The sequence below is a fragment of the Sphingomonas sp. AP4-R1 genome, assembly GCF_013113735.1.
In the GTDB taxonomy this organism is placed as follows: domain Bacteria; phylum Pseudomonadota; class Alphaproteobacteria; order Sphingomonadales; family Sphingomonadaceae; genus Sphingomonas_I.
On the sequence record NZ_CP053346.1, the window covers coordinates 3,225,168 to 3,247,724 of the forward strand.

A 22,557-nucleotide genomic window follows, 5' to 3' on the forward strand; every position below is an offset into this window, starting at 1 on the left:
TCTAACGTTATCACACAAAATCAATGCGATAAATCGCTTGACTGGTGACCCCTACGAGAATCGAACTCGTGTTTCAGCCGTGAGAGGGCCGCGTCCTAACCGCTAGACGAAGGGGCCGTGCGAGCGGAGTGGCGCGCTTAGAGGGGCGGCCGGGCGACGTCAAGCGCCGGCATGCTCAAATATGCGAAAACCGGCGGCGAAAGGGATCGCCGCCGGTTTCGGTGCGGGTCGCTCAGTAGCCGTAGCCGTAATAATAAGCGGGCGGCGGCGGGGGCGGCGGCGCATAATAGCCATAGGCCGGAGGCGCGTAATAATAGCCGCGCGGATAAGGCCGGGCATAATAATAAGGGCGATCATAATAGCCGCGGTTCGACGAGGCGATAGCCGCACCGACGCCGAGGCCCAGAATGCCGGCCGCGACGGCGGCACCGCTTCCGCCGTGACGATAATAGCCGCCACCATAATGGCGGCCATAGCCACCGCGCCAGCGCTGGGCATCCGCAGGGGCCGCCACTGCTACGACCGTGCCAGCCAGAGCCAGCGCCGTGGCTGTCGTAGTAAGAAACTTACGCATCACCGATCTCCATTCGACCGAACGGTTCCAATCCGTTGAACGCTTTGTACGCCGATTCGGATGAACCGCCCGAAAATTACCTGTTTAGCCCGCGTTCAGGGGGCGAAGATGCCGGAAGGGGCGGCGCTATGGCGCGCCGGGTGGCACCGGGCGCCGGCTTGGGCTAGTTTCACCGCCAATGCCCCTGCCGTTGCTCCGCTCGCGCCCGTTGTTCGAGGACAAGAACCGCGCCTTCTGGTCGCTCCAGACCATCGGCTGGTCGGGCTATTTCATCCTGCGCGGGCTGGGCGGGATCGCCAATGCGATGGGCTGGCTGTTCGTGGTGCCGACCGCGCTGACCACCGCGACCGGCTATTCGCTCACCCTGCTGATGTCGGCCGCCTATCGCCGGCTGTTCCGCCAGTCGGCCGTGATCACCTGGCCCGTCTCGATCATGATCCTGCTGATCGCGTCGGCGGCCTTCTCCTCGATCGAGACGTGGGCACACGCGACCTTCTATCGTACCGGGCCGATGCCGGAGGGTATCCAGTATCTTTCGGCGATCCTGCTGGATTTCTCGGTGCTGGCGGCGTGGTCCGCGCTCTATTACGGCATCAATTTCTATCTGGTGGCCGAGGACCAGCGCGAGCAATTGCTGCGGCTGGAGGCGCAGGCCAGCTCCGCCCAGCTGGCGATGCTGCGCTATCAGCTCAACCCGCACTTCCTGTTCAACACGCTCAATTCGATCTCGACGCTCGTGCTGCTGAAGCAGACCGATCGCGCCAATGCGATGCTGTCGCGCCTGTCCTCCTTCCTACGCTACACTCTGGTGAGCGAGCCGGAAGGGGCGATGACGGTGTCGCAGGAGATGGCGACGCTGAAACTGTATCTCGAGATCGAGAAGATGCGCTTCGAGGATAGGCTGCGGACCGAATTCGATATCGATCCGGCGGTGGCGGATGCGCGCATGCCCTCTCTGCTGCTGCAGCCTCTGGTGGAAAACGCCGTCAAATATGCGGTGACGCCGAAGGAGGAGGGGGCCGACATCGCGATTTCGGCGAAGCGGATAGGCAACCGCGTTCACATTGAAGTCAGCGACACGGGTCCAGGGTCGAACCTTACCGAAGCGATGGCGCGGGCAACCGTGTCCACCGGAGTCGGTTTGGCGAATATCAGGGACAGGCTCACCCAGGCCTATGGGGCAGACCATCGTTTCGACATTCAGGCAGGGGAAGGCGGTTTCGCCGTCGCCATCGAAATCCCCTACCAGGCCGCATGATGTGAGGACTTCCGACGCATGACCATCCGCACGATCCTGGTGGACGACGAATCGCTGGCGATCCAGGGGCTGGAACTCCGCCTCGAGCCGCATGAAGACGTGGAGATCGTCGAGACCTGCACGAATGGACGCGAAGCGATCCGCGCGATCAAGACGCAGAAGCCCGATCTCGTCTTCCTCGATATCCAGATGCCGGGTTTCGACGGTTTCTCGGTCGTCTCCGGCCTCGCCGAGGTGGAGCCGCCGCTGTTCGTGTTCGTGACCGCCTATTCGGATCATGCGCTGAAGGGCTTCGAGGCCGGCGCCGTCGATTATCTGATGAAGCCGGTCGATACGGATCGCCTCGCCGATACGATGGAGCGTGTGCGCCAGCGTCTGGCCGAAAAGCGCGCCGCCGAAGAGGTGGTGCAGCTGAAGGAGGTGATCGCCGAGCATGCCCCCGAAGCGCATGAGGCGCTGCCCGACAGCGCGGACCAGCCCGCCTCCAGCCGCTACGAGAAGCTGATCAACATCAAGGATCGTGGTCAGATCTTCCGCGTCGATGTCGACACGATCGAGCGGATCGATGCGGCGGGCGACTATATGTGCATCCACACGGGCGACAACACGCTGATCCTGCGCGAGACGATGAAGGATCTGGAGCGCCGCCTCGATCCGCGCCGTTTCCAGCGCATCCACCGCTCGACGATCGTGAACCTCGATCTGGTGAAGCAGGTGAAGCCGCACACGAACGGCGAATGTTTCCTGGTGCTCGATTCGGGCGCGCGCGTGAAGGTGAGCCGCTCCTATCGCGACGTGGTGGCGCGCTTCGTTCACTGAGCCCCATCCGTCATTCCCGCGAACGCGGGAACCCAGCAACAACAGTTGAAACTGGGTTCCCGCGTTCGCGGGAATGACGAGCGGTTGATTTCGCGGCTCTGCGAGCCGAAAGGGCTCCCATGGACAAGCTGACCGAGATCGAGGGCCGCGCCTATCCGCTGGGGCGCAAGAATGTCGACACCGACGTCATCATTCCCGCCCATTATCTGAAGACGATCACGCGCTCCGGCCTTGGCAAGGGCGCGTTCGAGACGATCCGGGCCGAGCCGGGCAACGTGTTCGACGATCCCGAATATGCGGGCGCGCCGATCCTGATCGCGGGCGACAATTTCGGCTGCGGATCCAGCCGCGAACATGCCGCCTGGGCGCTGGGCGACCTCGGCATCAAGGCGGTGCTGGCGCCGAGCTTCTCGGACATCTTCTCCGGCAACGCGTTCAAGAACGGCATCGCCACGATCGTGATGCCGCAGGATGCGATCGACCGGCTGATGGAGGTGGCGGCGACCGATCCGATCGTCGTCGATCTGGACACGCAGACGGTGACGACGCCGTTTCAAAATCGGTTCGAGTTCGCGATGGACCCGTTCCGCCGCGATTGCCTGATGAAGGGTCTGGACGAGATCGGCCTGACGCTGGCTGCGGCGAACGATATCGACACGTTCGAAGCGGGCATGGCGAAGACGCGGGGCTGGCTCTGAGGGTTCAAACCCCGAGAATGGAAAGTTTTTCGCGCGGCGCTAACAATATGTCTTCTATATGTAACGGGGATGGCCAGAATTGGATCAATTCTTCGGGTGATATTTCCGGTCGTAACTGGTCGCTTTCACGATCAATAATGTGGATGGCATAATCCTTTTTTGCCAGCCATGATAGAAGAGCGATGGGGTCGATGGCGGAGACCCGTATCAGCATTTCCGTGCTGAATTCACTGATGATCCATGGTCGCGTGCGATCGATTAGCGACTCTCCGCCCATAAGAACGCGATATTCGGCGCCTTCGACGTCGATTTTGATCATATCAGGATCGGGCAGGGAAAGACTGTCCAGGCGGAACATCGGAATCACGTTCCCATAGCCGTTTGCCTGAACGGTTCGCTCCGCGATCATACCTCCGTTCGAGCCGAGATGAGAGGTGAAATATGTCCAGCCCTCCATATCCGCGAGCGCGATAGGAACGAGATCGATCTTGGCGTGCTCCGGTTTGCCCCGGCCGGCGAGAATGACGCGGCAATTTTCGGAGTTCGGCTCAAAGGCGATGACGCGTCCCAAAGGGCCCGCAAGGTTTGCCATCAGCATCGAATGGATGCCGATATTGGCGCCAATATCGAAACAGGTATCGCCCTTCTTCACGATGCGGCGCAGGCAGGTCGCGATATGGGGTTCGTACGAGCCGGACGCGATCGCTGGCGCGGCGACCGACGCATCGTGCGCATCGACGGGGCAGGATATGCCATTGATGACCGCTTCGCCAATATTGCGTTGCGAGATCTGGATAGTTAGCGGCGTGGGATAGGTCTGACGATCGAGTATCAGTCCAATGGCCCGCAGATCCTCTAGCGAGGCGACGATATCGTAGCCCAGCCGGTTACGGACGTCAGCGACGAGATCACGACGGGATGCGACTTCCTTGCCGTAAACGAGCGCAATGACGCTCTCGAGGCGCATCCCGTTTCGATGCGATCTCGTCCACGCCGACAGCCGCTTTATCAAGCTCATCCCCACATGACCCGATATTCCCTCGAAGAGATATCATGGGTCTAGCGTGCAGTGAAACCTCAGGCCACGCCCTCCGCATCCAGCGCATAGCCCGCCGAACGCACCGTGCGGATCATATCCGGCAGGTCGCCGACGTTGATCGCCTTGCGCAGGCGGCGGATGTGGACGTCCACGGTGCGCGGCTCGATGTCGCTCTCGCGGCCCCAGACGCTGTCCAGCAGCCGCTCGCGCGAGAAGACGCGCCCGGGATGCTCGAGGAAGTGGCGGAGCAGGCGGAATTCGGTCGGGCCCAGCGGCACGGTCGATCCGTCGCGGCGGACGCGGTGGCTGGCGAGGTCCATCTCGATCCCGCGATATTCCAGACGCTCACCGGCCAGCGCCGGACGCGTGCGGCGCAGCACCGCGCTCACGCGTGCGACCAGTTCGCGCGGGGAGAAGGGCTTGGTGACGTAATCGTCGGCGCCGGTCTGGAGGCCGCGGATGCGGTCCTCCTCCTCGCCGCGCGCCGTGAGCATGATGATCGGCACGCGCGCCGTCTCCCGCGCGCGGCGCAGGCGGCGGCAGACCTCGATGCCGGAGACATTCTCGATCATCCAGTCGAGCAGGACGAGATCGGGCGTGCGCTCGGCGGCGAGCAGCATCGCCTCCTCGCCGTCGCCGGTGCGCTCGACCGAATAGCCGTCGCGCTCCAGATGCCAGGCGATCAGCTCGGCGAGCGCCGCATCGTCTTCGACCAGCAGAATGTGACCCGTCGTCATGCCTATCCCTTCAGGCGTTGATCGGTGCGAGAGTATCGGCGCCGCGCCCACGCTCGGCGACCTGCTCGCCCGTGGCGGCGAAATGAACCATTTCAGCGATGTTGGTGGCGTGATCGCCGATCCGCTCCAGATTCTTGGCGACGAACAGCAGATGCGTCGACGCCGAGATCGTGTGCGGATTTTCCATCATGTAGGTGAGCAACGCCCGGAACAGGCTGTTGTAGAAATCGTCGACCACGCGGTCCTGCGCGCAGACGGCCATGGCGGCGTCCGGATCGCGCGCGGCGAAGGCGTCGAGCGCGTCATGCACCATCTCGGCGGTGGCGCGGGCCATGGCGGGCAGGATCGAGATCGGCTCGATCCCCCGGCTATCGAGCAGCAGAGGCACGCGCTTGGCGATATTCTTGGCATAGTCGCCGATCCGCTCGATCACGCCGGCGATCTTCAGCGCGGCGAGGATCTCGCGCAGATCGTCGGCCAGCGGCGCACGCAAGGCGATCAGGCGGACCACCTGGCGCTCCAGCTCGGCCTCCAGCCGGTCCAGCTCACGATCGGCTTCCACCACATAAGCGGCGGCTTCGGCATCGCGATTGGCGAGGGAGGCGATGGCGCCGTCAATGGCCTCTTCGGCCAGACCGCCCATCTGGGCGACGAGCGCGCGGAGCTCCGCAAGATCCTCGTCGAAGGATTTCAGGATGTGTCCGCTCGCCATTGCCATTGTCCGCCTTGATGCGCCTATCTGCGCTTGAAGACAGTGATGTTACACAATTTAGGCGCCCTCAGGGTATAGCCGCGAGCGGCAAACTAATTGTGACAGTGGTGCCGGTGCCGACGGTGCTGGCAATGTCCAGCCGCCCGCGATGCCGCTCCACCACATGCTTGACGATGGCGAGGCCGAGCCCCGTGCCGCCCAGCGCACGGCTGCGGCCCGGATCGACGCGATAGAAACGCTCTGTGAGGCGCGGGATCAGCTCCGAAGGGATGCCGTCGCCTTCGTCCCGCACGGTCAGCACGACATTTCCCTCGGCCAATGTGACAAAAACCATAACGGGGCTTTCGGCGCGGCCATATTTGAGCGCGTTGCCGATGACGTTGTGCAGCAGCTGCAACAATTGTGCGCGATCGCCGTGGACATTGGCCTGCTCGATCTCGATCGTGGCGCGCACCCGGCCGCCCGCCTTGCCGCCGCCCTCGATCTCGGCGCAGGCGACGCGGGTGAGCGCGACCAGATCGATCGTCTCGCGCGGCACCACGAAGCGATCCGCCTCGATCCGCGAGAGCGACATCAGATCGTCGATCAGGCGCTGCATCCGGCGCGCCTCGGCGCCCATGATGCCGAGGAAGCGCGCGCGGATCGGCGCGTCGTTCGGGCCGTTCGCATCCTCCAGCGTCTCGATGAAGCCGATCAGGGCCGAAAGCGGCGTGCGGAGTTCGTGGCTGGCATTGGCGACGAAATCGGTCCGCATCCGCTCGGCCGCCTGCGCGGAGCTGCGATCCTGCAGCCGCACCATGCGGCGGCCGTCCGCCAGCGGGCTCAGTGTCATCTCCCAGCGCCGATCGGGATTGCCGAGGCCGCCGATCATCACCGCCCCTTCGCGCTTGCCGGTGAGGAGCGCGCTGGCCTGCGGATGGCGCAGCGCGAGGCGCACATCCTCGCCATCGACATAGGCGCCGAACAGCTTCCGGGCGGCGGCGTTGGACGCGATCACCGCGAGGCCGTTCAGCAGCAGCAAAGGCTCGGGAAACACATCGAGCAAAGCCGTCGTGTCGGCGGCGCCGTTCGCTTCCGGCGCCGGGCCGGCCATATCATTCTGGTGCGAGCGGCGACCGCCCAGCAGGTCCGGCCATCGCGCCATCGTCAGCCGCCGAGCCTCTCCAGAGCGGGAATCAGCTCGTCATAATGATCGATCACGAGATCCGCGCCGAGTTCGGCAGGCGGCCGATCGTGGAAGCCGAAGCTGAGCGCGACGCAGGGAATGGCGGCGTTCAACGCCGTGGTCGTGTCGGTGATGCTGTCGCCGACGAAGGCCGCGCGGCCGCCGCCGGCGCGCTCGATCGTGGCGAGGAGGGGGGCGGGATCGGGTTTGCTCACACCCACGGTATCGCCGCCGATTATGACAGAGAAGCGACGTTCCCAGCCCATTTCTGTCACAAAATGCCGTGCGAGGCTTTCCAGCTTGTTCGTGCAGATCGCCAGCGTCACGCCGCGCGCCGCCAATTCGTCCAGAGCCGCCTCGCAGCCGGGGAAGGCGAAGCTCAGATCGGCGATGTGCGCTTCGTAATAAGCGAGGAAGATCGGGAAGCCGCGATCGACGATCGCCTCGTCCTCCACGCCCGCCGCCGCCAGCCCCCGGCGGAGCAGTACGCGGACACCGTGCCCGACCATGTGGCGGACATCCTCGGCGGGGACGGGGGGATAGCCGAGCTCGACCAGGGTGTGGTTCAGCGCGGCGGTGAGATCGGGGGCGGTGTCGGCCAGCGTTCCGTCCAGATCGAAGGCGACGACGTCGAAGGGAAAGGATGCCATGCCGTCGCCTAGTCACGCCCAAGTGGCGCGTGCAAGCGGAACATGGCAGAGGACGCGCCATGACCGATCCGCGCCCGCCGCTCGCCGCCATCATCCTCGCTGCCGGCAAGGGCACGCGGATGAAGTCCGATCTCCACAAGGTGCTGCACCCGATCGCGGGCAAGCCGATGCTGGGCCACCTGACCGATGCGGTGGCCGGGCTAGGGGCCGAGCGGACGGTGATCGTGGCCGGCGCCGGGCGCGAGCAGGTGGAGGGATTCGCCGCTCCGCTGGGGCTGTCCGTGGCGGTGCAGGGCGAGCAGCTCGGCACGGCGCATGCGGTGCAGCAGGGCGAGGCGGCGCTCGCAGGCTTCGCGGGCGACGTGCTGATTCTCTATGGCGACGTGCCGCTGGTGACGCCCGAGACGATGGCGCGGATGATCGAGCGGCTGAATGCGCCGGACGGCCCGGCGATGGTCGTGCTGGGTTTCCGGCCGGCCGATACGCTGCGTTACGGCCGGATCATCGCCGAGGGCGACCGGATCGTGAAGATGGTCGAGCATAAGGACGCGACCGAGGCCGAGCGCGCCGAGACGCTCTGCAACAGCGGACTGATGGCGGCGCGCGCGGCCGATCTGTGGCCGCTCCTGGCGCGCGTCGGCAACGACAATGCGGCGGGCGAATATTATCTGCCCGATATCGTGATGCTGGCGGCGGCGGACGGCCGCGCCTCCGCCGTGATCGAGGCGGACGCGGACGAGGTGGCGGGCGTCAACAGCCGCGCCGAACTCGCCACGGTCGAGGCGATCTGGCAGCGGCGGACGCGGGCACGCGTGATGGCGGACGGCGCCACGCTGCTAGCGCCCGAGACGGTGTGGTTCGCGTGGGACACACGGATCGGCCGCGACGTGACGATCGGCCAGAACGTGGTGTTCGGCCCCGGCGTCACGATCGCCGACACGGTGGCCATCCACGCTTTCTGCCATATCGAGGGAGCCAGCGTGGCCGCGGGTGCGATCATCGGCCCCTATGCGCGGCTGCGGCCGGGCGCCGAAGTGGGCGAGGAGGCGCATGTCGGCAATTTCGTCGAGCTGAAGAAGGCGCGTCTCGGCAAGGGCGCGAAGGCCAACCATCTCAGCTATCTGGGCGATGCCGATATCGGGCCGGGCACCAATATCGGCGCGGGCACGATCACCTGCAATTATGACGGCTTCCGCAAATCGCTGACGCAGATCGGCGCGGGCGCCTTCATCGGATCGAACAGCGCGCTGGTCGCGCCCGTCTCGATCGGGGCGGGCGCGATCGTGGCGGCGGGATCGGTGGTGACGCGCGACGTGGATGCCGACGCGCTGGCCGTGGCGCGTGGCGTGCAGGAGGAAAAGCCCGGCTGGGCGGCGCGCTTCCGCGAGCGGAGCAAGGGCACGAAATAAGCGTCGGCGCGCCAGCGGCGCCCGACGGCTCGCCTCAGCGTTTGGCCTCCTGCGCGCGCAGCATCGCCTCGGCTTCTTCCGCCGTCACGGCCTTGCCGAAGAAATAGCCCTGGCCGAAGTCGCAGCCCTGCTCCAGCAGATAGGCGGCCTGTTCCTGCGTCTCGATTCCCTCGGCCACCACCGTCATCCCGAGCCGCTTGCCGAGCCCGACCACGGCATCGACGATCGCCGCGTCGCCGGATCCGGGCTGGAGGTTGCTGACGAAGCTCCGGTCGATCTTGATCACGTCCACCGGAAAGGCCTGGAGGTGCGTGAGCGAGGCATAGCCCGTGCCGAAATCGTCGAGCGCCACGCGAATGCCCTGCCGGTGAAACGCTTCCAGCATGCTGCCCACGTCATGCGCGCCGCGGCCGAGGAAGATCGTCTCCGTCACCTCCAGCTCCACGCATTCGGGTGGGATGCCGGAATGGGTGAGCTTGTCCATGATGCGCGGCACGAGATTGTCGTGGCGGACTTCGGCCGGCGACAGGTTGATCGCGATGCGGCCGAAATCGATGCCCCGGTCCAGCCAGCTCCGCATGTCGCGCGCGATATGTTCCAGCATGCGCTCGCCCATCTGCATGGCGAGATCGAAATCCTCGAACGCGGCGGCGATGGTGGCGGGCGGCTGGATGCCCTTGATGTCGTGCCGCCAGCGCAGCAGCGCCTCGAAGCCGGTGATCCGCCCGTCGGCCAGCGATACTTTGGGCTGATAATGCGGGATGATCCGATTCTCGCGCACGACCACGCGGGCGAGCCCGAGCATCGACGAGCGGCGCTGCAGTTCGGCGCGCATTTCGGAGCGGAAGACTGAAAGCCCGCCGCGCGCCGACGCCTTGCCGGCGTAGAGCGCCATGTCGGCCGCCTTCAGCAGATCCGTCGCCGAGCCGCCGTTGCGCGGAAAGAGGGAGACGCCCGCCGTCGCCGCGCAATCGAGCGTATGGCCGTCATGCGTGAAGGGATCGTGCAGCGCCTTGAGCGCCGCGGTGATGCTTTCGATCGTCTCCGCCTCGTCCGGCACATGGATGAGCGCGGCAAATTCGTCGCCGCCCAGGCGGCCGAGCGTCGATCCCTTGGGCAGGGCCTCGCGCAGGCGCTGGGCGAAGGTGCAGAGCAGCAGATCCCCGGCATCGTGGCCGATCGTGTCGTTCGTGCTTTTCAGATGATCCACATCGAACAGCACGAGCGCGAGGCTGGCATCGCTGCCATGCGCCATGCCGATCGCCATATCCAGCTGATCGGTGAACGAGGCGCGGTTGGGCAGGCCGGTCAGCGTATCGTGCGTCGCCGTCCAGCGGATGCGCTCCTCCGCGGTGCGCTCCTCGGTGACGTCGCGCACGGTGACCAGAATGCGATCGAGCCGCCCCGACGGGGCTTCGATCCGCCAGCCGTCCGTCCTCAGCCAGCGGAGCGCGTTCGTATCGGCGCGGTGGATGCGGATCGTCGCGTCGAAGCGCCGGCTTCCATCCCCTTCCTCCACCGCCTGGACCAGCTCCTCCAGCAGATGCCGGTCTTCCGGAATGATCAGGTCCATCGCGGTCGCCAGATCGGGCGGCGTGTTTTCGGGCATGCCGAATATCGTTTTCAGTTCGCGCGACCATTCGCGCCGGTCGCGCACCGCGTCATAGTCCCACACGCCGAGCCCGGCCGCCTGCGCCGCCAGCCGGAAGCGCTGTTCGCTCTCGCGCACCGCTTCCTCGGCGAGCTTGCGGTCGTGCGTATCCTCGAGCGTGCCGTACCAGCGCACGATCGCGCCATCATCGTCCCGCCGCGCCGTGGCCCGCGCGCGGAACCAGCGATAATGGCCCGCGCTCGTTCGCAGCCGATATTCGACGTCCACCGGATCGCCGGTGTCGAGCGCGCCGCCCCACGCATCCAGCGTCGGCTGGATATCCTCGGGATGCAGGCGATCGATCCAGCCCACGCCCACCGCCATCGCGGGATCCCCGCCGGTCGCGTCGGCCCAGCGGGGGCTGACTTCCTCGATCAAACCGTTGGGGGAGGCGGTCCAGGCGATCTGCGGCGCCAGTTCGACCGTGTGGCGATAATGTTCCTCATTCTCGCGCAATTCCAGCTCGGCGGCGCGGCGCTTGCCGATGTCCTGCGCCACCGTGATCGTCGAGGTGATCTCGCCCTGATCGTTGCGGACGTACGAGACATCGACCGACACCCACACCGTCGAGCCGTCGGGGCGGACATAGCGCTTTTCGACGCAGAACGGTTCGCCCGTCGCCAGATGCGCGCGATACAGAGCGGTGCTTTCCTCGCGGTCATCCGGATGGGTGAAGCTTTCCATCGGGATTCCATCGAGTTCATCGACGGTCAGGCCGATCAGCTCGCAATAATAATCGTTCACGATCAGCACGCGGCGATCGAGATCGCGGTGGAGAATGCCGATCCGCGCCTGGCTGAGGATGGCGTTGAGATTGAGGAAGGAGCCCAGCCGCGGCAGAGCGGATCGCCCTTCCATCGATGGGCGCGGCCACCCCGTCAGGGCGGCGCTCAATTCCGCCACGAGGTCTCCGGGTGAGCGTGCGGCGGTTGTGCGGCTGCCCGAGGGCGAACCCTTGGTGATGTCAAAGTGGCGTAACTTGGCCCCACCCACGCACACGACTCCGCAAACCGCCGCCGCGCCGGAAAGGATTTCCCGGCTGCCGTTGGCCCCAAAGCGCTCCGCCTATTCGGAGGCCCGCCATCTCCCTATCGGAATATCTGCGATTAAAACCTTAAAATGCAACGATAATCATCGAATGGATTGGAGGTTTCCAGTCCAACCGCAGATTTCCGGCATTTATAAAATCGACCCGCCACGTGGAAAGTGAATGGCGGCCCGGCCGGGACGAGGAAAACATCCTCGACTCGGCCGGGCGCCGATCGGATCAGGCCGGGCGACGACCCCGATGGGCGGGACGCGCCGGGCGGCCATGAGGCGGACGCGGACCGGCATGACCGCCGGGCGCGCCATGCGGGCGACGGCCCTGTGCCGGGGGCTCGCCGGGCGCGCGCTCGATGCGGACGCCGTCCTCGCCTTCGCCCTGCGCGTCGGCGGTGCGGGCGATCGAGGCGGCGAACTTGCCGGCAATGGCGTTCGGCACCTGGAACCAGGTTTCGCTCGGCATGATCCGGATCGCGCCCACCTCGTTCTTGGTGATGTGGCCACGGCGGCAGAGCAGGGGCAGGATCCAGCGCGGATCGGCATTCTGGCGACGGCCGACATCCATGCGGAACCAGACGGTGTCGTCGAAGCCGGGGCGATGGCGCTCCTGCTGGGCCGCACGGCGCGCCTCCGGCGAATTTTCCATCAGCTCCTCGGGCTGCGGCATCGCGGCGCGATGCGCGCGGACGAGGGCTGCGGCGATATCCTCGGGCGACTTCTCGGCCATCAGGCGCTCGGCCAGCGCGCGATCCTCATCGTCGAACTCCACCGGTTCGAGCAAGGTGGTGATCAGGCGCTCGCGGTCATTCTTGCGAATGTCCTCGGGCGTCGGCGCCTCGATCCACTCGGCGTTGATGCGCGCGCCCTTCAGCACGGCTTCCACGCGGCGACGGCGCGGATAGGGCACGATCAGCACGGCCGTGCCCTTCTTGCCCGCGCGGCCGGTGCGGCCCGAACGGTGCTGGAGCGTCTCGGCGTCTCGCGGCAGCTCGACATGGACGACGAGGCTGAGCGACGGCAGATCGATGCCGCGCGCGGCGACATCGGTGGCGACGCAGACGCGCGCGCGGCGATCCCGCAGCGCCTGCAGCGCATGATTGCGCTCGGACTGGCTATGCTCGCCCGACAAGGCCACGGCGGAGAAGCCGCGCTCGACCAGAGTGGCGTGCAGGTGGCGCACATTGTCGCGCGTGGCGCAGAACAGGATCGCCGTCTCCGCCTCGTGGAAGCGCAGCAGGTTGATCACCGCATGTTCGATGTCGGAGGGCGAGACGGTCACCGCCTGATAGGTGATGTCGCCATGGCCGCGATCCTCGCCCACCGTGGAGATGCGCAGCGCATCCTTCTGGTAGCGCTTGGCGAGCTGGACGATCGGCTTGGCCATCGTCGCGGAGAAAAGGAGCGTGCGGCGCTCGGGCGAGGCGGCATCGAGAATCTCTTCCAGATCCTCGCGGAAGCCCATGTCGAGCATCTCGTCCGCCTCGTCGAGCACGACGACCTTCAGCGACGACAGATCCAGCGCGCCGCGCTCCACATGATCGCGCAGGCGGCCCGGCGTGCCGACCACGATATGCGCGCCGTGGCTGAGCGTGCGGCGCTCCTTGGAAGCGTCCATGCCGCCGACGCAGGTGGCGACGCGGGCGCGCGCCGCGCCATAGAGCCACATCAGCTCGCGGCTGACCTGCAGCGCGAGTTCGCGAGTCGGCGCGATGACGAGGGCGAGCGGGGTCTGCGGCGCCGGCAACTGGCCGTCCTGCAGCAGCTGGTCGGCGAAGGCGAGGCCGAAGGCGACGGTCTTGCCGGAGCCGGTCTGCGCGGACACGATGAGATCACGGCCGACCGCCTCGGGCTCCAGCACGGCGGCCTGGACGGGAGTGGGGGCCTCATAGCCACGCGCGGCGAGCGCCTCGCCGAGAAGCGATGGAAGAGTAGAAAAGGGCATGGTCGTCCTGAAATGGGGGCGTCGTCAGACGCTGCAAGCGAGGGGGAGCGAGCGCATCCCGCAGCCCGCGACAGATCCTTATGTCACAAAATGCACGCAACGCGAAGGGGAGCGCTCGATTTGCTCTCAAACCCGTTCGTGCTGAGCCTGTCGAAGCACCGTCCTTCCTGCGTTTCGATACAGAAGAACGGCGCTTCGACAGGCTCAAAGCCTGTTTGGAAATGCGAGGAAGATCGCATTTCGGAGGCCGCACCAGCCCGCTCCCCCACGCATGGGCCCCAGCAAAGTAATACTTTGCTGGGAACCCGACGGGCTCCCATATGATACTGCCGTTGGGAGGCCGGGGGGAGCGGGCTGGTGCGGCCATGCGCCAAAAGGCGCATCTCCAAACAGCCTCTCAGCACAAACGGGAAGAAGGTGAGTGCGTAACGCTCCGAACGGCTCGCGCGGCGTTCAGCTTCGTGTAAACCGCGCAGGCGCTTTGCGCCGTCGCGCGAGGCTCCAGGGAATCAGAAACGCATGTGCGGAATTATCGGCATCGTCGGCAAGGAAGAGGTTTGCGGGCGCCTGTTGGAAGGGCTCCGGCGGCTGGAATATCGCGGCTATGACTCGGCCGGCATCGCCACCGATCATGATGGCGCGATCGATCGCCGCCGCGCGCCGGGCAAGCTCGACAATCTGGCGGCGGTGCTGAAGGATCAGCCTCTGCCGGGCACCACCGGCATCGCCCACACGCGCTGGGCCACGCACGGCGCGCCGACCGAAGACAACGCCCACCCGCACGCCACGGGCGAGGTGGCGGTGGTCCACAACGGCATCATCGAGAATTTCAAATCGCTGCGGGAAGAATTGCAGGCGCGCGGCCGCACCTTCACCTCGCAGACCGATACGGAGGTGGTCGCCCATCTCGTGTCCGAACGGATCGAGGCCGGCGACGAGCCCGCCGCCGCCGTGGCGCAGGTGCTGAAGCGGCTGCACGGCGCGTTCGCGCTCGCCATCCTGTTCCGCCAGCATCCCGATCTGCTGATCGGCGCGCGGCTCGGTTCGCCGCTGGTGGTGGGCTATGGCGAGGGCGAGACCTATCTGGGCTCGGACGCGCTGGCGCTGGCGCCGCTCACGCAGCGCATCTCCTATCTGGAGGAGGGCGACTGGGTCGTCATCACGCGCGACGGCGCGCAGGTGTTCGACAAGGACGACCAGCCCGTCGAACGGCCGATCGTGCCCTCGGGCGCGACCGACATCGCCATCTCCAAGGGCAATCACCGCCACTTCATGCTCAAGGAGATTTACGAGCAGCCGATCGTCGTCGCGCAGACGCTCCGGACCTATCTGCGCCGGCTGGATGGCGAACTGGCGCCGGTGCCGGTCGAGGATTTCGATCTGAGCGCCATCCGCCGCGTGACGATCGTGGCGTGCGGCACCAGCTTCTATGCAGGCCTCGTCGCCAAATATTGGTTCGAGCAATTCGCGCGCGTGCCGGTCGACATCGATGTGGCGAGCGAGTTCCGCTACCGCGCGCCGGTGCTGGAGGAAGGCGGGCTCGCGCTCTTCATCAGCCAGTCGGGCGAGACGGCGGACACGCTGGCGGCGCTGCGCCACGCCCGCGCCGAGGGTCAGAAGATCGCGGTCGTCGTCAACGTGCCGACCTCGACGATGGCGCGCGAGGCGGACCTGCTGCTGCCGACGCATGCGGGGCCGGAAATCGGCGTCGCCTCCACCAAGGCCTTCACCTGCCAGCTCGCCGTGCTGGCGGCGCTGGCGGCGAACCTCGCCAAGGCCAAGGGACGCCTGACGCCCGCCGAGGAGCGCGAGATCGTGCGCCACCTGTCCGAAGCGCCGGCCTCGCTCAACGGCGCGCTGGCTTATGACGAGACGATTCAGGAGATGGCGGGCGTGATCGCCGGCGCGCGCGACGTGCTGTATCTGGGGCGCGGCCCCGATTATCCGCTGGCGCTGGAAGGGGCGCTGAAGCTCAAGGAAATCAGCTACATCCATGCCGAAGGTTATGCGGCGGGTGAAATGAAGCACGGCCCGATCGCGCTGGTGGACGATGCCGTGCCGATCATCGTGATCGCGCCCTCCGGCCCCCTGTTCGAGAAGACCGTCTCGAACATGCAGGAGGTGCAGGCGCGCGGCGGCAAGGTGGTGCTGATCTCGGACTATGACGGCGTGCAGGCGGCGGGCGAGGGCTGCGTCGCCACGATCACGATGCCGAAGGTCCACCCGCTGATCGCGCCGCTCGTCTATGCGGTGCCGATCCAGCTGCTGGCCTATCATGTCGCCGTGGCCAAGGGCACGGACGTGGATCAGCCGCGCAATCTGGCCAAGAGCGTCACGGTGGAGTGAGCGGGGCCGGGAGCGGCGCGCGCCTCGCGACGCCGCTCCCGGCCTCGATCAGGCGCGAACCGGCCGGGCGTGCGATAGCGGCCGGCGGCGGAGCGCCGCGCCGATCAGGCCGAAGCCCGCCAGCATCAGCATCCAGTTGGCCGGCTCCGGAAGCGCCAGAAGCGAGGCGAGGCGATAGATGTCGCCCGAATTCTTGGCGATCAGATACAGCTCGCCCGCATTGTCCGTGCCGAGGCGCAGATCGACCCGGTTGTAGACGCCGACATTCCCGTCCGTCGCGGCGAGGGTGGAGGGCACACCGTTTATGACGAGCCCCAACTCGTAGAGGGTGGCGGGGGTGGCGCCGGCCACCGAGAGCGGATCATAGTAAAAGAGGCGGCCCGAGACGAGTTCGGCGAGCACCACCATGCCCGTCAGTTCCGGTACGGCGGTGCCGGTATAGGCATAAGCGCCGCTGATCGCGGCCAGAAAGTAAGCGCCGCTGCGAAAGATCTCCTCGTGATCGAACTGCGCGACCGGATCGAGGAAGGCGCCCGAATTGGCGGGCATATCATAGACATTGGGATCCCAGCTGACACCGCGCGCGAACGTGCCCTCGCGGATCGGCCAGCCATAATTGCCGCCCGCCACCCCGATATTGACCTCTTCCAGCTGGGACTGGCCGATATCGGCGATCAGCATCTGGCCGGTCTTGCTGTCCCAGCTGAACTGCTGCGGATTGCGCAGGCCGGACGCCCACACCTCGCCCAACACGCCGGATTGCCCGACATGGGGATTGTCGGCGGGGATCGTATAGGCCTCGCCGTTGAGGCCGGCGGCGGGATCGATGCGGAGGATCTTGCCGAACGGGCTGCCCGGATCCTGGGCATTGCCATAGGGATCGCCCACGCCGCCGCCGTCGCCCAGGCCGATATAGAGCTTGCCATATTCGGCCGAGTCCGGCGTCGCGGTCGGATTGAAGGCGATCGTGCCCGCGCCATGATCGCTGAACGGCTGGGCGACGCGCAGCACCTCGCGCTGCGAGGCGATCGAGGCCGTCGCCGCAGTGGGATCGTCGACGCGGAATTCGGTGACGACATTGTCGTGATCCACGCTCTGCCCGTTGCCCTTGTAGGTTTCGGTGCCCGAGGGGCGCGTGGTGGCGATCGTGTAGAACACGCCGTAGCCGGGCTTCTGCGGATCGCCGGCGAAATTGGGATGCAGCGCGAAGCTCATCAGACCGGTCTGCGACGGGTTGGTGGCGGTGCTGAAATCCGCCAGCGTGCCGCGTATGTCGAACCAGGTCTGGGGCGCGCCGCCAGCCGCGCCGACGATGCTGATCGTGCCGCGCGTGTCGTTCACGAACAATCGGCCGGACGTGTCCGCCACCGGCTGCAATTGCTGGATCCTGCGGGTGAACCCATCGATCACGGGATCGCCGCTGACCTGCGCCTGACCGAACAGGGACAGGCCCACCGTGATCCCCTGCGCGATCGGCGCGGGCACGGGATTGGTCACCACGGCCGCATGCGCCGTCGATGCGGCGAGCGCACCCATCATCGCCAAGATACGATACGATTTCACAAAACGCCCCCGTTCCGGAATTAACGGAGAATTAACCCATATGCGCGTCCTGTCAACGATTCCGGTGCTTGGCGCTATCGGATCGGGGCGGCTAGACGGGTGCGATGGACATCATGCTCGCAATCGGCCTCATGTCGGGTACGTCGCTCGACGGCGTGGACGCCGCCCTGATCGAGACGGACGGCGAGGGCCATGTGCGCCCGATCGGCTTTGCGGGCGACGATTATACAACGGACGAGCGGGGCGCGATCCACCGTGCGGTGCAGCGCGCGCTGGAGATGGATCAGCCGGGGGAAGACCGCCTGATCCGGACCGCCGAGCAGATGCTGACGCGCCGCCATGCCGAACTGGTCGAGCGGTTGTTGACGCAGGAGGGGCTCGATGCGGCGGCCATCCACGTCGTCGGCTTTCACGGCCAGACGATCGCGCACCGGCCGGATCGCGGCTGGACCTGGCAGATCGGCGACGGCGCCGGGCTGGCCGATCGGCTGGGCATTACCGTGGTGGACCAGCTTCGCATCGCGGACGTGGCGGCGGGCGGGCAGGGCGCGCCCCTGCTGCCCGTCTATCATCGCGCGCTCTGTGCGGCGCTGCCCAGGCCGGTGGCGGTGCTCAATCTGGGCGGTGTCGGCAATCTCACCTGGATCGGCGAGGGGGATGCGCTGGTCGCCTTCGATACCGGCCCGGCCAACGGCCTCGTCAACCAGTGGGTCGAGACCCTGACCGGCGAGCCGTTCGATCGGGATGGCGCGCTGGCGGATACAGGGCACGTGGACGGCGATGTCTTGCGGGGGATGCTCGCCCATCCCTGGTTCGATCTGCCCGCGCCCAAGAGCCTCGACCGCCACGATTTCACCGACAGGGCTGCGGTCGGCCTCAGCCTCGCCGACGGCGCGGCCACGCTGACCCGTTTCACGGCGGAGACGGTCGCCCTCGCGCTGGGGCTGGTTCCGCAGCGGCCCGAGCGCCTGATCGTGGCGGGCGGAGGCCGCCGCAATCCGACGCTGATGCGGATGATCGGGGAAGCGTGCGGCGTCGCGCCGGAGCCGATCGAGGCGCTCGGCTGGAATGGCGACGCGACCGAGGCGGAGGGATTCGCCTATATGGCCGTTCGTTCGTTGAAGGGGGCGCCGATCAGCTTTCCCGGCACCACCGGCGCGCCCGCGCCGATGACGGGTGGCACGGCCCATGCGCCCAACGAGAGGATCAGAGCGGCATGATGAAAGTTGCGAGTCTGACGGCGGCGGCTCTGGCGGTTACCGCGCCCACCATGGCTTCCACACCTGCGGCGTGGAACACGATGCACGTAGCGGCCCGCCGTGCCTGCATCGCCGCCGCCGGGCTGCGCGCGCCGAGCGTGTCGGACGCGCTCGATTTCTCGGACACGAGCGCGAAGACGGCCCTGCTGGTGCGCGGCACCTATACGCAGCGCTTCATGAAGGGCGCCACGGGCACGTTCCTGTGTCTCTACGATCGCCGGACCAAGAAGGCCGAGGCGATGGAAGCGCCGGGCTTCGCGCTGGACGGAGCCGCCCCGCGCGGGAAGTGACGCCGGCGCGGCGGTTTCGTCAGCCGCGCGCGCTGGCGCGGGTGGCAAGCAGGTCCAGCAGGCACTGGTGATGCAGCATCATCTGGCGCGCGCCGAATATGAGCGTGCGCTCGAGGCGGGGCTGCTCCGGCATCGAGGCGAGGACGTGTGCGGTTTCCTCCTCGCTCGGCAGGAGCAGGGGCGCGAAGGGCACGTTGAGGCGCGCGGCGGCCGTTTCCATGGTGGCACGGATCGGCTGCCAGTCGAGCAGCAGGCCGACGACCGCGCCGATCGCGCAGCCGAATCGATCGGAGCGCGCGATCGTCGCCATCGCCTGACGCTGGGCGAGGATGGCGGAGACGGTCGCCGCCTCGCCCGGCGTGCCGGGCACCGGGCCCGCCGCCACGATCAACTGGCCGAGATTGCCCCGCTCGTTGGCGAAGCCGCGCGCGGCCTGCGCCAGCCAGGCATCGCCGCCCGGCCAGATATTATGGTCCGCCACCAGCTCGACCAGACCCGGCTGCGGACCGTGCAGCATCGTCAGCAGATGCAGCATGTCCGACAGGTTGCGAGTCGCGTCCGCGCTCGCGTTCAGCTCCGGCGAATGCAGCCAGGCATGAGTGGCGCTACCTTCTCCCGCGACCAACGAGGTCAGCAGCCCGCCCCGATCAAGGGGGGAGGTTTCAAGGGCGACGCGCATACACGGCTCCAAATCAATGCAGTTCGACCCCTCATGACCGAACTCTTATACCGGAGGGCGTAAGGATTTGGTTGATAAGCCGTTTGCCAAACCGTTCGTCGTGTCGTTTTTCCGGCGTTCAGGCGGCGGTGACGTCTCCGTGTCCGCCGGGCTGCGCGGCATTGGTTTCGGGGGCGGTAGGGTTACGGATCGAGGGACGCAGGCGGGCCACGCTGAAGAGGCCGGCCGTCACCGCCAGACCGGCGGCCAGGATCGGCGGCACGCTGGACGTGGCGAAGCCGAAGGCCAGCACCGTCGCCACGCCGGTCGCGCCCATCGTCTGGCCGACGAGTCGCGTCGTGGAGACGAGGCCGCCGGCCGATGCCGCGCGCTCGCGCGGGGCGGAGCCCACGATCAGGCGCGCATTGGGCGAAAGATACATGCCGAAGCCCGCGCCGCAGACCGACATGCGCCAGGCGATGTCGAAATATTCGGGATGCGCGGGCAGGAAGGCGAGCAGCAGGAGGCCCGCCGTCGCCACCGCCATGCCGATGCCGCCGAGCAGGCCCGCCGGATAGCGATCGGAGAGGCTGCCCGCGACCGGCGCGACGATCATCGTCGTCAGCGGCCAGGGCGCGATCATCGCGCCCACCTCGCTCGGCTCGAAGCCATAGCCGTGCTGGAGGCGGAAGGGCAGCGAGAGGATGATCATCTGCGAGGCGCTGAACGCGATGAAAGCGCCCGCCACCGACAGCGCCAGCACCGGACGCGAGAGCAGATCGACCGGGAGGATCGGGGCCGCCTCGCGCCGCTCGTGCAGCACCAGGGCCACGCCGAACAGGATGCCGATCGCGACGATCGCGAAGCTCACCACGGGCGAATTGCCGTGCACCACCGCCTCCAGCCCGGAGATGATGAGGCCGAAGGTGGCCATGTTCAGCATCGCGCCCGCGAGATTATAGGGGCCGGTCTGGCGCGGGGGCACGTCGGGCAGGGCCCAGCGGCCGAGCGCGAGCGACAGGATCGCGAAAGGCGCCGCCATCGCGAACACCCACGGCCAGGGCGCCACCGCGAGGATCAGCCCGCCCGCCGTCGGCGCGAGCGCGCCCGAGACGGAACCCATGATATTGTTGAGGCCCAGCCCCCGGCCAAGATGCTTCGGCGGATAGACGACGCGGATCATCGCCGCCATCACCGATAGAGCGGCGGCCGCGCCCGTCGCCTGCAGCGCACGCACCACCAGCAGGAAACCCAGGCTGTGCGCGAAGAAGCAGAGGATCGTGGCCAGCGTAAAGACGAGCTGGCCACCCTGATACAGCCGCTTGAGCCCGATCCGGTCGCCCAGCGCCGAGAAGGGCAGCAGCGCCATCACCAGCACCAATTGATAGACGGTGACGACGAGCACGGCGGACGAGGAATCGACGTGCAGATCGCGCGAGATGGTCGGCAGCGCCACGGTCGCGATCGCACCGTCTATGATGGTGAGCATCGTCCCCAGGCTGATCGCCGCCACCGCGAGGGTGAAACGCCACCCCTCCAATCCTATCTGGGGCGCGGCATCGTCACTTTGCATCGATCAAGATTTCCTCGGGCGCCGATCGGCTGGACATGCAGGCCGTTATGCCGGAATGCGCCCGCGTCAAAGGAGCTTCAGTTATGGGTTATCGGGTCGTCGTCGCGGGAGCGACCGGCAATGTCGGTCGTGAGATGCTCAATATCCTCGCCGAGCGCGAGTTCCCGATCGACGATCTCGCCTTGCTCGCTTCGTCGCGCAGTCAGGGCGACGAGGTCGAGTTCGGCGAGACCGGCAAGATGTACAAGATTCAGAACATCGAGCATTTCGACTGGACCAGCTGGGACATGGCGCTGTTCGCGATCGGATCGGAAGCGACCCAGAAGTACGCGCCCGTCGCCGCTGCCGCCGGTTGCACCGTGATCGACAACAGCTCGCTCTACCGGATGGATCCGGACGTGCCGCTGATCGTGCCCGAGGTGAATCCGCAGGCGATCGACGGCTACACCCGCAAGAACATCATCGCGAACCCGAACTGCTCGACCGCGCAGATGGTGGTGGCGCTCAAGCCGCTGCACGATGCGGCGAAGATCACGCGCGTCGTCGTCTCGACCTATCAGTCCGTGTCCGGCGCGGGCAAGGCGGGGATGGACGAGCTGTTCGAGCAGAGCCGCAACATCTTCGTCGGCGATCCGGCCGAGCCGAAGAAGTTCACCAAGCAGATCGCGTTCAACGTGATCCCGCACATCGATAGCTTCCTGGACGACGGCTATACCAAGGAAGAGTGGAAGATGGTGGTCGAGACCAAGAAGATCCTCGATCCCAAGATCAAGGTGACGGCCACCTGCGTGCGCGTGCCGGTGTTCGTCGGCCATTCCGAGGCGATCAACATCGAGTTCGAGAATGAGATTTCCGCCAAGGAGGCGCAGGATATCCTGCGCGAGGCACCGGGGATCATGCTGGTCGATAAGCGCGAGGATGGCGGCTACGTGACGCCGATCGAATGCGTCGGCGAATTCGCGACCTTCATCAGCCGCGTGCGCGAGGATCCGACCGTGGAGAATGGCCTCGCTCTGTGGTGTGTGAGCGACAATCTCCGCAAGGGCGCGGCGCTGAACGCGGTGCAGATTGCCGAACTGCTCGGCCGTCGTCATCTGAAGAAGGCGGACTGATCGCACCGGGGCACGGCTGGCCGTGCCCCGCATGCCGTTTCACGAAATATTCGGCGGC

Annotated in this window: 19 protein-coding genes and 1 tRNA gene; 8 read left to right on the forward strand and 12 right to left on the reverse strand. The window is 66.6% G+C overall.

Annotation, left to right across the window (positions count from 1 at the left end; genetic code table 11):
- Positions 1-42: 42 nt before the first annotated feature.
- A tRNA-Glu gene (locus HL653_RS14970) sits at positions 43-117 on the reverse strand.
- A 115-nt stretch (positions 118-232) separates the two neighbouring features.
- Positions 233-574, reverse strand: coding sequence for a hypothetical protein (locus HL653_RS14975; protein ID WP_171745230.1), 342 nt, complete (start codon positions 572-574; stop codon positions 233-235).
- Positions 575-752: 178 nt separating this feature from the next.
- Between HL653_RS14975 and HL653_RS14980 the strand changes: the two genes are divergently transcribed.
- The 3 genes from HL653_RS14980 to leuD all read left to right on the forward strand — a co-directional run bounded on the left by HL653_RS14980 (position 753) and on the right by leuD (position 3,349).
- Positions 753-1,832 (forward strand): sensor histidine kinase, encoded by a 1,080-nt coding sequence (locus HL653_RS14980; RefSeq protein WP_171745231.1) that lies wholly within the window; start codon positions 753-755, stop codon positions 1,830-1,832.
- Positions 1,833-1,850: 18 nt separating this feature from the next.
- Positions 1,851-2,651, forward strand: a complete 801-nt coding sequence (locus HL653_RS14985) for a LytTR family DNA-binding domain-containing protein (protein WP_171745232.1) — start codon at positions 1,851-1,853, stop codon at positions 2,649-2,651.
- Between the two features lie 119 nt (positions 2,652-2,770).
- On the forward strand, positions 2,771-3,349 hold the full coding sequence (leuD, locus tag HL653_RS14990) for a 3-isopropylmalate dehydratase small subunit (protein WP_171745233.1): 579 nt from the start codon (positions 2,771-2,773) through the stop codon (positions 3,347-3,349).
- A gap of 4 nt (positions 3,350-3,353) precedes the next feature.
- Here the strand turns inward: leuD and HL653_RS14995 are convergent, their stop codons facing one another.
- From HL653_RS14995 to gph, 5 genes are all read right to left on the reverse strand, one after another.
- Positions 3,354-4,316, reverse strand: coding sequence for an FkbM family methyltransferase (locus tag HL653_RS14995; RefSeq protein ID WP_171745234.1), 963 nt, complete (start codon positions 4,314-4,316; stop codon positions 3,354-3,356).
- 110 nt (positions 4,317-4,426) lie between these two features.
- A complete protein-coding gene (gene phoB, locus HL653_RS15000; RefSeq protein ID WP_171745235.1) occupies positions 4,427-5,125 on the reverse strand; it encodes a phosphate regulon transcriptional regulator PhoB in 699 nt (232 codons plus the stop codon).
- Between the two features lie 10 nt (positions 5,126-5,135).
- Entirely contained in the window at positions 5,136-5,837 is a 702-nt protein-coding gene (gene phoU / locus HL653_RS15005) for a phosphate signaling complex protein PhoU (protein WP_171745236.1), read from the reverse strand.
- 67 nt (positions 5,838-5,904) lie between these two features.
- Positions 5,905-6,981: an ATP-binding protein gene (locus HL653_RS15010; RefSeq protein ID WP_171745237.1), complete on the reverse strand. Its 1,077-nt coding sequence runs from the start codon at positions 6,979-6,981 to the stop codon at positions 5,905-5,907.
- Positions 6,982-6,983: 2 nt separating this feature from the next.
- On the reverse strand, positions 6,984-7,652 hold the full coding sequence (gph, locus tag HL653_RS15015) for a phosphoglycolate phosphatase (RefSeq protein WP_171745238.1): 669 nt from the start codon (positions 7,650-7,652) through the stop codon (positions 6,984-6,986).
- A 59-nt stretch (positions 7,653-7,711) separates the two neighbouring features.
- Between gph and glmU the strand changes: the two genes are divergently transcribed.
- Positions 7,712-9,061 (forward strand): bifunctional UDP-N-acetylglucosamine diphosphorylase/glucosamine-1-phosphate N-acetyltransferase GlmU, encoded by a 1,350-nt coding sequence (gene glmU, locus HL653_RS15020; RefSeq protein WP_171745239.1) that lies wholly within the window; start codon positions 7,712-7,714, stop codon positions 9,059-9,061.
- A 34-nt stretch (positions 9,062-9,095) separates the two neighbouring features.
- Here glmU and HL653_RS15025 read toward each other — a convergent pair whose 3' ends face one another.
- Both HL653_RS15025 and HL653_RS15030 read right to left on the reverse strand, forming a co-directional pair.
- Entirely contained in the window at positions 9,096-11,615 is a 2,520-nt protein-coding gene (locus HL653_RS15025) for an EAL domain-containing protein (RefSeq protein WP_171745240.1), read from the reverse strand.
- Between the two features lie 364 nt (positions 11,616-11,979).
- Positions 11,980-13,698, reverse strand: a complete 1,719-nt coding sequence (locus tag HL653_RS15030; protein WP_171745241.1) for a DEAD/DEAH box helicase — start codon at positions 13,696-13,698, stop codon at positions 11,980-11,982.
- Between the two features lie 519 nt (positions 13,699-14,217).
- Here HL653_RS15030 and glmS point away from each other — a divergent pair.
- Positions 14,218-16,044 (forward strand): glutamine--fructose-6-phosphate transaminase (isomerizing), encoded by a 1,827-nt coding sequence (gene glmS, locus HL653_RS15035; protein ID WP_171745242.1) that lies wholly within the window; start codon positions 14,218-14,220, stop codon positions 16,042-16,044.
- 48 nt (positions 16,045-16,092) lie between these two features.
- On the opposite strand, the gene HL653_RS15040 is transcribed toward glmS, so the two are convergent.
- A complete protein-coding gene (locus HL653_RS15040) occupies positions 16,093-17,607 on the reverse strand; it encodes a PQQ-dependent sugar dehydrogenase (RefSeq protein ID WP_171745243.1) in 1,515 nt (504 codons plus the stop codon).
- 104 nt (positions 17,608-17,711) lie between these two features.
- Between HL653_RS15040 and HL653_RS15045 the strand changes: the two genes are divergently transcribed.
- Both HL653_RS15045 and HL653_RS15050 read left to right on the forward strand, forming a co-directional pair.
- On the forward strand, positions 17,712-18,827 hold the full coding sequence (locus tag HL653_RS15045) for an anhydro-N-acetylmuramic acid kinase (RefSeq protein WP_171745244.1): 1,116 nt from the start codon (positions 17,712-17,714) through the stop codon (positions 18,825-18,827).
- Positions 18,824-19,156 (forward strand): hypothetical protein, encoded by a 333-nt coding sequence (locus tag HL653_RS15050; RefSeq protein ID WP_171745245.1) that lies wholly within the window; start codon positions 18,824-18,826, stop codon positions 19,154-19,156. Before HL653_RS15045 ends, HL653_RS15050 begins: the two co-directional genes overlap by 4 nt.
- Positions 19,157-19,175: 19 nt before the next feature.
- Here the strand turns inward: HL653_RS15050 and HL653_RS15055 are convergent, their stop codons facing one another.
- Together HL653_RS15055 and HL653_RS15060 are read right to left on the reverse strand one after the other, a co-directional pair.
- On the reverse strand, positions 19,176-19,835 hold the full coding sequence (locus HL653_RS15055) for a hypothetical protein (RefSeq protein WP_171745246.1): 660 nt from the start codon (positions 19,833-19,835) through the stop codon (positions 19,176-19,178).
- Positions 19,836-19,953: 118 nt separating this feature from the next.
- The gene (locus tag HL653_RS15060) at positions 19,954-21,387 is read right to left on the reverse strand and encodes an MFS transporter (RefSeq protein ID WP_171745247.1); all 1,434 of its coding nucleotides are present in this window, start codon (positions 21,385-21,387) and stop codon (positions 19,954-19,956) included.
- Positions 21,388-21,470: 83 nt separating this feature from the next.
- On the opposite strand from HL653_RS15060, the gene HL653_RS15065 reads away from it, so the two are divergent.
- A complete protein-coding gene (locus HL653_RS15065) occupies positions 21,471-22,499 on the forward strand; it encodes an aspartate-semialdehyde dehydrogenase (RefSeq protein ID WP_171745248.1) in 1,029 nt (342 codons plus the stop codon).
- The last annotated feature ends 58 nt before the right edge of the window (positions 22,500-22,557 follow it).